The sequence below is a fragment of the Myroides sp. TSA_177.3 genome, assembly GCF_052691955.1.
In genome coordinates, this window is sequence record NZ_JBQZGD010000010.1 from 26,562 (window position 1) to 40,365 (window position 13,804).

Here is a 13,804-nt window from a genome sequence, read left to right on the forward strand (position 1 = left end):
ATGGCCTACTTATATTTAAAAGCACTCCATGTTATTTTTGTTGTCTGCTGGTTTGCCGGTTTGTTTTATATCGTTCGCCTCTTTGTATACTACGTAGAAGCGAATGCGAAACCACAACTGGAGCAAGACATCCTCAAGAAGCAATACCGCATCATGACGAATCGTTTATGGAATATCATCACCTGGCCCGCGGCTATTTTGACGTTGCTTTTTGGTATCTCGCTTTTTGTAGTCAATCCTTATCTATTACAACAGCCTTGGATGCATGTCAAGTTATTGTTTGTGGTATTCTTAATTGCTTATCATCTGAAATGTCATCAATTTGTCAAGCAAATCAACAACAATACCCTAACCAAAACCTCCTCTTTCTTTCGCATTTGGAATGAAGGAGCAACAATTATTTTATTCTCTGTTGTTTTTTTAGTATTTTTAAAGAATGCTTTCAACTGGATATTTGGTGTAGTCGGACTCGTAGGCTTGGCTATATTATTAATGATAGGTATTAAGCTTTATAAACAAATTCGTCAACGCAAAGGAAATGAATGAAAGACAAGTTTTTTTTAAAAAGTTTCTCCCTTCAAAATAGAATATTTTTTTCTCTAATTTTTTTAAGTATCATATCCTCCATATTGATATCCGCTGTTTCAGTGTATCAATTTAAGGAGGAGGCACGTACTTATCATCAATACCGATTAGAGCGAAAAGAAGGTTCAATTACGGAAAACATCAATTACATTTTGACGACAACTCCTTATGAATTGAACACCGAGAACCTTCCTCTTATTTTTAAAGACAAGATACACGAACTTGCTTCCATTCACAATACGGAATTACACATCCACGATCTCGAGGGTAAATTACTGCTCTCTTCTAAAGGGAGCTTTTCTATTGATGGAGAACAATCGAATATTCCGATTATCATTTTAAAAACCATCAAATCTTCGCCAAACAAGCGCTTTGTCGATATAGAAGAGGTGGATAATACGCGTATTCGAACCGCTTATCGCTACCTCAAAGATCAAAAATTCAAACCTCTGGGAATTATTAAAATTCCCTATGCAGAGGAAACCGAATTTTATGAAAGTGAAGTACGCAACTTCATGTACAAATTTGGACAGGTGTACATTATTATGTTAATCATGTCTATCGCTATTTCTTACTTTTTATCCAATTACATTACGCAGAGTTTGAATAAGCTGAGTATCAAAATGACCAGCACCAAACTAGGACAGAAAAATGAGAAAATTGAAGATATCTCCACAAGTAAAGAGATTTCGAACTTAATTAATGCCTACAATGATATGGTTGAAAAACTAGATGAAACCTATCAGCGTTTGGCACAAAATGAAAGAGAACAGGCTTGGCGAGAAATGGCTAAACAAGTAGCACATGAGATTAAGAATCCGCTAACGCCAATGCGCTTAACGGTTCAGAGTTTTGAGCGCAAATTTGACCCTACCGATCCAGATATTATCAGTAAACTCAAGGACTACTCCGCTGTACTAATTGGACAAATCGATACGATGTCTTCAGTTGCCACCGCATTCTCAAGCTTTGCCTCAATGCCTGCACAGCAAAACGAAACACTGGACGTCATTAAAACGATTCGCATTTCTTTGGATATCTTTACGGAAGATTTTATCTACTTTGAACACGAAGACAAAGAAATCATCGCCATTATTGATCAGACACAACTTATCCGTATTATTACTAATTTAGTAAAGAATGCGATTCAGGCGATTCCAGATAGCAATCCTAGTCCGATTGTTGTTGTAAAAGCCTATCAAGATGGCACAAACATCATTATTTCCGTTACAGATAACGGAGCTGGAGTTGCTATTGCGGATAAGACGAAGATATTCGAACCGAAATTTACCACCAAAACAAGTGGAATGGGACTTGGCCTGGGGATTATCAAAAATATTGTAGAAAATTATGAAGGAACCATTACCTTTGAAACTGAAGCTGGTAAGGGAACAACTTTTACCGTAACTTTACCGCTGACCAAATAAAAAATTTGAGAAATATGGAATATGAAAATATTTTAATTGAAACGGATGATCATATATCGGTTATCACGATTAACAGACCAACGAAATTAAACGCCTTAAACAAGCCTACTATTGAAGAATTACACCGCGCGCTAATCCAATTAGAAGAAGACAAAGCTGTTCGCGTTGTGATTATCACAGGAAGTGGGGAAAAAGCTTTTGTTGCAGGTGCAGATATTAAAGAATTTTCAAGCTTTAACGTGAGCGAAGGCTCTCAGTTAGCAGCAAAAGGACAAGAATTATTATTTGATTACGCTCAAAACTATTCCAAACCAATTATTGCAGCTGTAAATGGATTTGCTTTAGGTGGTGGATTAGAATTAGCAATGGCTTGTCATTTTAGAGTGGCTTCTACAAATGCTAAAATGGGATTACCAGAAGTAACTTTAGGTTTAATTCCAGGATATGGAGGAACACAACGTTTACCGCAATTAATCGGTAAAGGACGCGCCATGGAATTAATTATGACCGCTGACATGATTAACGCAGAGAAAGCGTTGGATTATGGGTTAGTAAACCACGTAGTAGAGCAAACAGAGTTATTGTCATTCACAAAAACAATTGCGCAAAAGATTTCAAATAATTCATCTTCGGCTATTTCTAAAGCAATCAAATCGATTAATGCAAACTTTAGAGACGGTACAAATGGATACCATGAAGAAATTAAACATTTTGGTGAGTGTTTCAATACACAAGATTTTACAGAAGGCACAACAGCTTTCTTAGAAAAGAGAAAACCAAATTTTAAAGGATAAAAAAAAGGTTGGAATTGACATTCCAACCTTTTTTGTTTACACACAAGGTCATAAAAAAAGCTCCTTGAAATTCAAGGAGCTTTTTGTTGGCCTACTAGGACTCGAACCTAGAACGACTGAACCAAAATCAGCTGTGTTACCATTACACCATAGGCCAGTACCACTTTGCTTTCAAAAGTAAATTACTTCTGTATTGCGGATGCAAAAGTAGCATTATTTCTGTACTTACCAAAGATTATCGAAAGAATAATATCAGCTCAAGTTCGACTCCTACTACAATCCATTAATAATCAATTGAAAGCGAAATAAATTTTAACATATTATTTTGTAAGGGGAGATGAGAAGGTGAGGCGGTGTGAAGGTGAGACGATGAGAGGTTGAGTGGTGGAATGATGAAATCGAAACGAAGTGTAAATTCATCGAATACCAAAACAAATATAAACCCATGAGATAGAAGGTGAGACGATGAAATCGAAACGAAGTGTAGATTCATCAAATACCAAAACAAATATAAACCCATGAGATAGAAGGTGAGACGATGAGATGGTGTGAAGGTGAGACCCATACCTCATAACCCTTAATTCATAACCCTTAACCCATATCTCATAACCATTTCCCATATCTTATAACCAAAAAAAAAGCTCCTTGATTTCTCAAGGAGCTTTCTGTTGGCCTACTAGGACTCGAACCTAGAACGACTGAACCAAAATCAGCTGTGTTACCATTACACCATAGGCCAGTACCACTTTGCGACTCAAAAGTAGTATCTACTTCTGCATTGCGGAGGCAAAAGTAACACTTTTTTTATATTATCCAAAAACAAAACGCAAAATTATTTTTTTTTAATGTGACACGTATCTAATAAAAAAAGACTTTCTTTGTATATATTGATTAAAAATACCAAGAATATTCTTATATGTTAACATTCAACTACAAAAAGTGGAATATAATCGGTGGATGGCTGTGCTTCCTCGTTGCATTAATCACTTACACTTTGACGGTAGAACCTACGGTTAGTTTCTGGGATCCAGGAGAATACATTGCCACTTCTGCTAAACTTCAAGTAGGACACCCTCCAGGAGCTCCTTTTTATCAGATGTTAGGTGCCTTGTTTTCTTTATTCGCTATCTCACCGCAGCATATTGCTCTAGCTGTGAATATGGTAGCTGTATTTTCAAGTGCTTTTACGATTCTTTTTATGTTCTGGTCCATGACCAACATTTTAAAAAAGATGGTAACCAAAACATCGGAGTGGAACACTTCCAACGCTATTGCGGTTTTAGGTAGTGCGGCTATTGGATCATTAGCCTTCAGTTTTACGGATAGTTTTTGGTTTAATGCGGTAGAATCAGAAGTTTATGCTTCTGCCATGGTGCTTACTGCAATCCTTCTGTATTTAGGGTTGCGATGGGTAGATGATATGGATCAACCTCGTGGAAATCGCTGGTTGTTATTAATCGGACTTGTTGCAGGATGTTCATTTGGAGTTCACTTAATGGCTTTGTTAACGATTCCTTCTATTGGGCTACTCTACTTCTTCAAGAAATATGAAAAAGTTACTGTAAAGAACTTTATTATTGGAAATATAGCATCTGTTGCTGCCCTATTCTTTTTGTTTGCATTTTTCTTCCCTAAGCTTTTAGCTTTCTTTGGAAAAACGGAGATTTTTGCCATCAATACGCTTGGGCTTCCTTTCAACAGCGGAACAATCATTGCCTTCCTAATCTTAATTGGAGTTACGGTATTTGGTTTATACTACACCCGTAAGAAAGGATATGCAATGATTAATACCTTAATTTTAACGCTAGTATTTGTTTGTGTAGGATTAACCGCTTGGTTAATGTTGCCTATTCGCTCAAATGCCAACGTTACAATTAACGAAAACACGCCTTCCGATGCGGCAGAGTTATTAGCCTATTACCAACGTGAACAATATGGAGATGAGAGTATTTACTATGATTCATACTTCACGAAAGCCTATGTTGGTTTAGATAAAAACAATCCTTGGAAAGATGATAAACCCAACTACGAAAGAGATTATAAATCAGGTAAATACGTAATAGTTAACGAATGGAAAAATGCGGGACAAAACTTCGATGAAAAGCACAAAGGCTTTTTACCTCGTATGTGGAGTACAGATAAGAATCACCGCGTCAACTATATGCGTTACTCTAAACCTTTAGCTTTCAATATCGCTCAAGGGTATACCAACAATGAAAAATTAATCTACCTTGATCAAGGCGTTAAACAAAAGCTAGCAAGTGGTGAATTTGGTGTAGAAGAGTTAGATAATTTCTTTAGCCAATATGGTCAAGCCTTAGATATCGAAGTTCCGTCATTCTCTGATAATATGTCCTATATGTTTACCTATCAATTTGGGTACATGTATTGGAGATATTTGATGTGGAACTTTGTTGGACGTCAAGATGATATCCAAGGACAAGGGGACTTAGAACACGGAAACTGGTTAAGTGGAGTAAAATTCTTAGATGAAATTCGCTTAGGATCTCAAGATAATCTCCCTTCAGATGTATTAAATAACAAAGGAAGAAATACGTATTTCTTCTTGCCGTTTATCTTGGGAATTGTAGGTATTGTATTCAACTACCGCAAAGATCCAAAGATGTTCTGGGTACTATTAGTGCTATTTTTATTTACAAGTTTGGCATTAAAAGTGTTCTTGAATGAACGTCCTTTTGAACCTAGAGAGCGCGATTATGCTGTTGTTCCTTCGTTCTATGTTTTTGCTATGTGGTTAGGTTTTGGTGTTTACTCTATCTACGAAGGAGTAAAAAGATACCTTTCTCCTAAACTAGCTAGTGCTGTTGTACTAAGTGTTTGTACACTAGCTGGTCCAGTCTTACTAGCACAACAAAACTGGGATGATCACGATCGTTCAAATCGCTATACTGCTTTAGCTAATGCAAGAGCGTACTTAGATTCGTGTGATCCGAATGCTATTATTTTCACTATTGGAGATAATGACACCTTCCCACTTTGGTACCTACAAGAAATTGAAGGCTACCGTACGGATGTTCGTGTAGTATGTACGAGTTTACTAACACAAGATTGGTATATTGACCAGATGAAGGCTAAAGCGTATGATTCTGAGCCGTTACCTATCAAATTTACACATGATCAATATGTGGGTAATAAACGAGATGCTATTCTTATTGACCCTCAAACAGAGCAACGTTTTGACTTATCTTTATTGTTAGATGTTATTCGCTCTGATGATCAACGAACAAAACGAATCACTGAAGCAGGGACAACCCTTCACTTCATTCCAACAAATAAATTCAGCCTTCCTGTAGATTCTGCAGTGATTGCAAAAAACAATATTGTATCCCCATATTTAAGAGATCAAATCTTACCTTCTCTTGATATTGATATTACGGATCAAGCGATTTATAAACACCGCTTAATCATGTTGGATATTATCGCGAACAACAAATGGGAAAGACCTATTTATTTCTCTGGAGGTAGCTTTAACAATGACGATTTCGTTTGGATGAAAGATTACTTACAATTACAAGGATTAATTTACAAACTCGTACCGATTAAATCAGCGGGTCAAAATGCACATCCATTGGATTTGGGTATCATTGATTCAGATCGCATGTATGAAACTGTGAAGAAATGGTACTGGGGTAATATGGGAAGTGATAAGATTTACCACGATCCTCAAACACGTAGAAACGCTTTAAGCTACCGTATTAATTTAGGTCGTTTAGCAGAACAATTAGTCGAAGAAGGCAAGAATGCTAAAGCAAAAGATATTCTAGATATAGCGATGACTAATATGCCAATTGAGTATTACGGTTATTACCAATTAGTAATTCCATTCGTTGAATGCTATTACAAGATTGGAGAGACAAAAGTAGCGCAAGGATATGCTAAACAGTTAGCTCAAAAATCGAAGGAGAAATTGTTTTACTACAAAAATCTTTCTTTAGAAGATCAAAACTATTATGCGTATGAAATCCTATCTGAATTAGAGATTTGGAGAACTTTAGTAGCTATTGTGGATGAAGAAGATAAGCAAGCGGATACTGCGAGCCAATTCAAAAGCGATTTCAACGAATATTTCACACATTTCAACTATTTATTCAAACGCTATCAAGGAGAAGAAGCGGAAGGGCAACCAGGAGCTTAATTCTCTTAAAAATAATGTAAACAAAAGCCTTTATTCATTGATAATAAAGGCTTTTGTCTTTTCTATACCACAGCAAAAATTAAATCATATAGGCCTAGTTGAGTTTTCTTCTTAACTTTGCCCTTCAAAAGGAATCACAATTATGATTGAAAATAAAAATCAAAGTAAAACACAAGTAGAGCAATTGGGTGAATTTGGCTTAATTAAGCATTTAACCAAAAACTTCTCTACAACACAATCTTCTACATTAAAAGGAGTTGGAGATGATGGGGCTGTCCTTGACTTTACAGGAGATAAGGTTGTTGTTTCAACCGATTTACTCATTGAAGGTGTGCATTTCGATTTAGCTTATGCTCCATTGAAACACTTAGGTTATAAGGCTATTGTTGTCAATCTATCTGATATCTGCGCGATGAATGCAGTTCCTACTCAAGTGACTGTTTCCATTGCGGTTTCTAATCGCTTTCCATTGGAAGCCTTAGAAGAACTCTATGAAGGAATTGCACTAGCTTGTAATTACTACAAAGTAGATTTAATTGGAGGAGATACTACTTCTTCTCAAAAAGGATTAATCATCAGTGTAACCGCTTTAGGTAAAGCACAAGAAGAGGATCTAGTATACCGTACTAATGCACAAGATAACGACTTATTAGTCCTTACAGGGGATATTGGCGGTGCTTATATGGGATTACAAGTTTTAGAACGCGAGAAACAAGTATACCTAGTTAATCCAAACAATCAACCTGATTTGTCTCCCTATGATTATATCATCGAAAGACAACTTAAACCAGAAGCGCGTACTGATATCAAACAATTATTAGCAGAACTGGATGTAAAACCAACAAGTATGATTGATGTATCAGATGGATTATCTTCTGAAATCATGCATTTATGTACTGAATCAAAAGTAGGTTGTAACTTGTTTGAAGAAAAGCTTCCCTTAGATCCACAGTTCATCAATACTTGTGAGGAATTCAATATTGACTCAACTACCATTGCGATTAATGGTGGAGAAGATTACGAATTGTTATTTACGGTTAAGATGGAGGATTATGACAAGATCAAAGGAAATCCAAACTTAACAGTCATTGGACATATGACACAAGAAAGCGAGGGAGTACACCTCATCACAAGAGACAATACCAAGATTCCAATCAAAGCAAAAGGTTGGAATGCATTACAATAAATGATAAAACTGGCGTCATGCCAGTTTTTTTTATGCCTTATTTGTCGAACTAATTTGTCATAATACCTCAACTAAAATAAAATATTAACTATTTTTCACAACTATTTAATAAAATGTTTTAAATTTGGGTAAAAACACACTATTATGAACACAAATTACCCAGAAGAAAATCAGGAGCACCAAATAGAAGTTCAACAAGAAGAAACGGTTACAACTCCTACAAACGGTGGATACCAAACCCCTCCTCCTCCCCTTTATCAACCTGCAGTCGAGAAAAATCCGATCGGATTGACTGGATTTATCTTATCTATTGTTGCCATTGTTTTATCATGGTTACCCATTATTGGATGGTTGTGTTGGTTAGTTGGATTAGTTCTTTCTATTGTTGGTCTTTTCAGAAGACCCAAAGGATTTGCTATCGCAGGGTTAATCATCTCCCTTATTGGTTTCGTTATCATGTTCATCTTATTAGGTCTTTTAGGACTAGCCTTTACAGCGGCTGCCCTATCCTAGATTTAAAATACACGTAGAAGCAAGGCTCGATGCCTTGCTTTTTACGTTAAGAAATTATTAGATTTTTATTAGAATTAAGCCAAATCTTATTTTGAATTTGAACAAATTACTACCTTGCGTCAGTCAAATCGAAAAGATTACTTAATTTTGTTTCATCTAATAAACTCATAACAAGCGTCGTGAAAAGAAAAATAGCCGTATTTTTTATGCTTATGTTTCTGATTTCAACAACTGAATTTGGTCAGCTGTTGAAATTTCCATTGCTTGTGGAGCATTATGTTGAACACAAGGGATTAAATCCTGATTTGAGTATTTGGGGATTTTTACAAATCCACTATGACAATAACCACAAAGAAGATGGGGACCCTACGGATGAGAAACTGCCTTTTGTTTCCCACGCTCCTATTATTCATCTTGTGGCAACAACCCCACCTACTATGCTTAAAATCGATCGTGTCAAAATTCCAACGAACAATACCCCGGTGGAAAGCTTTCACGATACCGTTTTTGAAAGTAATTTCTTATCCTCTATTTGGCAACCGCCGAAACACTGTTAATACATCTAGACCCTTACCCCGTCCATCACTTTTTAGTTAGATGACGTGGTTGTATCGTATTTATGTATCAACTCAATAGCAGTATTTATCCAATAGTGCCGTGATTTCACATGAACCTTAGTCTGTCTTTCCTCAAACACCTAGTTTAAGGAACGGTGATGCTGTGGTTTATATTGGATTTCGTCCTTGGATTGAGACTTGTTTTTGAGTACAACAGTCGTATTATGTTAAATAAAATAATTGAATATTCTGTAAAGAATAAATTGATCATAGGCTTAATGGTACTCGGCCTAATCGGTATTGGTATTTTTCAAATGACCAAATTACCTATCGATGCTGTACCCGATATTACAGACAACCAAGTGCAAGTAATTACTGTAGCGCCCAATTATGGAGCAACAGATATTGAGCGCTTAGTTACCTTCCCGATAGAACAAGCAAATAGCAACATCCCAGGGATGAAAAGCATTCGAAGCTTTTCTCGTTTCGGCTTGTCTTTAATTACCATTGTATTTGAAGAAGATGTCGACATCTACTGGGCTAGACAACAAGTAGGAGAACGTTTACAACAAGTGCAAAACGACATTCCTAAAGAAGTGGGACAACCAGAATTAGGACCTATTTCTACCGGATTGGGAGAAATCTACCAATATGTTGTCCGCCCTGAAAAAGGATATGAAAAACAATTTGATTTAACGGAATTGCGATCCATTCAAGATTGGATTGTCCGCCGTCAGTTGATTGCAGTAAAAGGAGTAGCCGAAGTGAGCAGCTTTGGAGGAAAATTAAAACAATATGAAATTGCCATTGATCCTAATCAGCTTGACGCGAATGGATTGACCATCAAAGATGTTTTTGAAGCCCTCAATCAAAACAACGAAAATACTGGGGGTGCTTATATTGAAAAAGGCCCAACGGTATTGTACATTCGTTCTGAAGGATTAATCGGAACAGTAGAAGACATCGAGAATATCGCAATTACCTCAAAAAACAAGGAGTTTCCGATTCTCATTCGCGATATTGCCAAAGTACAGATTGGGCATGCTACCCGTTATGGAGCGATGACTTATAATGACCAAGGAGAAGTGGCGGGTGGAATCGTCATGATGCTAAAAGGTGAAAACAGCAATAACGTGATTCAAGATGTCAAAGCTAGAGTAGCTGAGATTCAAAAATCACTTCCGAAAGGAGTGGTTATTGAACCTTTCTTAGACCGTACCAAAATGGTAAACAACGCCATTGGAACCGTTGAAACCAACTTATTAGAAGGAGCCTTAATTGTAGTCTTAGTACTGGTTTTATTCTTAGGTAATTTCCGTGCAGGATTATTAGTAGCTTCGATTATTCCCTTAGCCATGTTATTTGCCATCTCGATGATGAATTTATTTGGCGTAAGTGGAAACCTCATGAGTTTAGGTGCATTGGATTTTGGTTTAATCATCGATGGTGCCGTCATCATTGTAGAAGCCGTCCTCCATCAATTCAGTCACAACAATAAGTTCAAAGAAAAAGTCTTGCTCAAACAAGAAGAAATGAATCAAACCGTCGTGCAATCTGCATCAAAGATGATGAATAGCGCGGTATTTGGGCAAATCATTATTCTTATTGTTTATATTCCAATTTTAACGTTACAAGGGATTGAAGGAAAAATGTTTAAGCCTATGGCCCAAACCGTAGCTTTCGCCTTATTGGGTGCTTTTTTACTCTCCTTGACGTATGTGCCCATGATGAGTTCCCTTATTTTGAGTAGAAAAGTAAGCACAAAACCTAATTTTGCCGATCGTTTTATGGCAAAATTGGAAAAAGTATACCAAAGTGCCTTGGTGAAGGTATTGGAAATTCCTAAAACGATCTATGCTATCGTTGGTTTATTGTTTGTAAGTGCGATTTATATCCTATCCACCCTAGGAGGTGAATTTATTCCATCCTTAGAAGAAGGAGATTTTGCAGTAGATACCAAAGTATTAAATGGAAGTAATCTTACTACAACCATAGAAAGCACACAAAAAGCCGTGCATATCTTGGTGACTCAATTTCCAGAAGTAGAAAAAGTAGTGACTAAAATTGGAAACAGTGAAGTACCGACCGATCCCATGCCGATGGAAGCAGGAGATATGATGGTTATCCTGAAAGATAAAAAAGAATGGACTTCAGCTTCTTCTTTCCCTGAATTAGCAGAAAAAATGACACATGCACTGGAAGAAGTCCCTGGAATTACCGTGGGGTTCCAATTTCCTGTGCAAATGCGCTTCAATGAGCTTATGACAGGAGCTCGACAAGATGTTGTAGTCAAAGTATTTGGAGATAATTTAGACACCTTAGCGACAACTGCCAATCAAATTGGACAAATCATCAATACCATTTCAGGTGCAACAAACCTATATGTAGAACCAATTACAGGAATGCCGCAATTACTGATTGAATATGATCGTGCGGCTATTGCTCGTCATCGCTTGTCTATTAGTGATGTCAATCGCATTGTCAATACTTCCCTAGCAGGGCAAAGTACAGGTATGGTGTATGAAGGCGAGAAGCGATTTGACATTGTGGTGCGTATGAATGAACAAAGTAAAAAAGACATTCAACAAATCCGCAATATCCTAATCCCTACTCCATCTGGATCCCAAATTCCATTGAGTCAATTGGCCTCTGTTGAGATCAAAGAAGGACCGAATCAAATTCAACGTGAAAATGCACAACGTCGTATTTTTGTTGGTTTCAATGTAAAAGGCCGTGATGTTCAGAGTATTGTTGAAGAATTACAACAAAAAGTAGAAGCAAAAATTACAATTCCTACGGGTTATCGCATTACCTATGGTGGGCAATTTGAAAATCTAAACGAAGCGAAAGAACGCTTAGCCATTGCCGTTCCTTTGGCCTTAGTGCTCATCTTTGTCTTGCTGTTCTTTGCTTTCCGCGATATCAAAGAATGTCTGATGATTTTCACTGCCATTCCACTCTCTATTATTGGAGGTGTATTTCTACTCGCATTAAGGGGGATGCCTTTTAGTATCAGTGCGGGGGTTGGTTTTATTGCCTTATTTGGAGTTGCCGTATTAAACGGGATTGTATTAATTGCTGAATTCAATCGCTTGCGAAAATCGGGGAATACCAATATTGTATATGTCGTTGTTCGCGGAGCAAAAAGTCGTTTGCGCCCAGTCTTGATGACTGCTTCTGTAGCTTCCTTTGGATTTCTTCCTATGGCACTGAGTAATGGCGCTGGAGCGGAAGTACAACGCCCTTTGGCAACCGTAGTAATTGGAGGATTAATCCTCGCCACTTTCTTAACTTTATTTATTTTGCCTTTATTATACATCACTTTTGAACAAAAGCTGAACTTTTCATTCTTCAAAAAGAAAAAAGTAAGCACGCTAACAGTAATGATTGGTTTACTATTCTTAACAGCAAACCAAACCTTTGCTCAAACTCCAATCGGCTTAAACGATGCGATTGAACGCGCGATGGCCAACAACCACGCCATTCGCACAGAACAGTTGCGTACTGCCTTCGCTAAAGCGTTTATCCATACAGCCACGGACCTTCCACAAACAACAGTGGCAGGTGAATTCGGACAGATTAACGGCCCTTATACGGACAACAAATTTAGCATCAGTCAGGATATTGCCTTTCCAACGATTTACAACAAACAAAAAAAGGTCTATCAGAAAACATGGCAAAAGAGTATTTTCGATTTAGAGCTCAAAACAGTTGAAATCAAAAAAGAAGTTACACAAAGTTTTTTTGATTATTTCTATTGGAATGAAAAAGAACAGCTACTACATCAAGCAGATAGCATGTATACCTCTTTTTACAACAAGGCGACGTTGCGCTTTCAAAAAGGAGAAAGTACAGTACTAGAACAAACCACAGCTAAAAATCAATTAATTAAAATTCAAATGCAACTAGGTGAAATAGCACAAGCGAAGAGTCTAGCTAAATTGCAATTGAACTATTTACTCAACACAGAAGAGGATTTGCTTCCTGTATTAGAAGGAAACAAAGTAGAGTTATTGGGATTAGAACAAGACCTCGATTACAATCCACAGCTAAAGATAGCAGAACAAAATAGCATAATTGCACAGGCACAAACCCAGTTAGAGCGATCAAAGCTATTACCTACGATTCAGTTGGTCTATAACAACAGCAGTTTTATGGGATTAGCAGCCAATGATGTATATTACAATCGAAACGATCGTTTTCATGCTTTTCAGGTTGGTTTAACCTTACCGCTCTTTGATTTTGGTCAAAAGGGAAGAATACGTGCTTCCAAAGAAGCAGAAAAAGTAGCAGAAGCAGAATTAACGATGACCAAACAAAATATCGTCAATCGTTATCAACAATTGTTGATAACCCTCAACAGTAGTCAACAAATACTAGCAAGTTATGAACAACAGGCCCCGAAAGGCGCTGATGTGATTATGAAAACGGCAGAATTGCAATTCGTCAATGGAGAGATCAACTATCTTGAATATGTAATGCTGACCAATCAAGCCTTAGAACTGTTAAGTAACTACTTTGACTCATTGAAAGCATACAATGACACAGTCATCCAAATCAATTATCTAACTTCAAATAACTAGCCT

General features: G+C 37.1%; 8 protein-coding genes and 2 tRNA genes. 8 read left to right on the top strand and 2 right to left on the bottom strand.

The features are described from left to right. The 3 genes from ACUTSE_RS10940 to ACUTSE_RS10950 are packed head-to-tail and all read left to right on the top strand — an operon-like array spanning window position 1 to window position 2,806. Complete coding sequence (locus tag ACUTSE_RS10940; RefSeq protein ID WP_445640251.1) at window positions 1–546, top strand: CopD family protein; 546 nt, start codon at window positions 1–3, stop codon at window positions 544–546. Next, on the top strand, window positions 543–2,012 hold the full coding sequence (locus ACUTSE_RS10945) for a sensor histidine kinase (protein WP_445640252.1): 1,470 nt from the start codon (window positions 543–545) through the stop codon (window positions 2,010–2,012). The genes ACUTSE_RS10940 and ACUTSE_RS10945 overlap by 4 nt, the downstream gene beginning before the upstream one ends. 14 nt (window positions 2,013–2,026) lie before the next feature. Continuing rightward, window positions 2,027–2,806 carry an enoyl-CoA hydratase/isomerase family protein gene (locus tag ACUTSE_RS10950; RefSeq protein WP_445640253.1) on the top strand — a complete coding sequence of 260 codons (780 nt, stop codon included), beginning with the start codon at window positions 2,027–2,029 and terminating at the stop codon, window positions 2,804–2,806. Between the two features lie 86 nt (window positions 2,807–2,892). On the opposite strand, the gene ACUTSE_RS10955 is transcribed toward ACUTSE_RS10950, so the two are convergent. Continuing rightward, a tRNA-Gln gene (locus ACUTSE_RS10955) sits at window positions 2,893–2,963 on the bottom strand. A 511-nt stretch (window positions 2,964–3,474) separates the two neighbouring features. Then, window positions 3,475–3,545: transfer RNA gene (locus tag ACUTSE_RS10960), tRNA-Gln, on the bottom strand. 177 nt (window positions 3,546–3,722) lie between these two features. On the opposite strand from ACUTSE_RS10960, the gene ACUTSE_RS10965 reads away from it, so the two are divergent. From ACUTSE_RS10965 to ACUTSE_RS10985, 5 genes are all read left to right on the top strand, one after another. After that, the gene (locus tag ACUTSE_RS10965; RefSeq protein ID WP_445640254.1) at window positions 3,723–6,962 is read left to right on the top strand and encodes a glycosyltransferase family 117 protein; all 3,240 of its coding nucleotides are present in this window, start codon (window positions 3,723–3,725) and stop codon (window positions 6,960–6,962) included. Between the two features lie 142 nt (window positions 6,963–7,104). Further along, the gene (gene thiL / locus ACUTSE_RS10970) at window positions 7,105–8,148 is read left to right on the top strand and encodes a thiamine-phosphate kinase (protein ID WP_002988030.1); all 1,044 of its coding nucleotides are present in this window, start codon (window positions 7,105–7,107) and stop codon (window positions 8,146–8,148) included. Window positions 8,149–8,292: 144 nt separating this feature from the next. Further along, window positions 8,293–8,661, top strand: coding sequence for a hypothetical protein (locus tag ACUTSE_RS10975; RefSeq protein ID WP_445640255.1), 369 nt, complete (start codon window positions 8,293–8,295; stop codon window positions 8,659–8,661). A 179-nt stretch (window positions 8,662–8,840) separates the two neighbouring features. Next, window positions 8,841–9,218, top strand: a complete 378-nt coding sequence (locus ACUTSE_RS10980; protein WP_445640256.1) for a hypothetical protein — start codon at window positions 8,841–8,843, stop codon at window positions 9,216–9,218. A gap of 224 nt (window positions 9,219–9,442) precedes the next feature. Beyond that, window positions 9,443–13,801 carry a CusA/CzcA family heavy metal efflux RND transporter gene (locus tag ACUTSE_RS10985; RefSeq protein WP_445640257.1) on the top strand — a complete coding sequence of 1,453 codons (4,359 nt, stop codon included), beginning with the start codon at window positions 9,443–9,445 and terminating at the stop codon, window positions 13,799–13,801. Window positions 13,802–13,804: the final 3 nt, after the last annotated feature.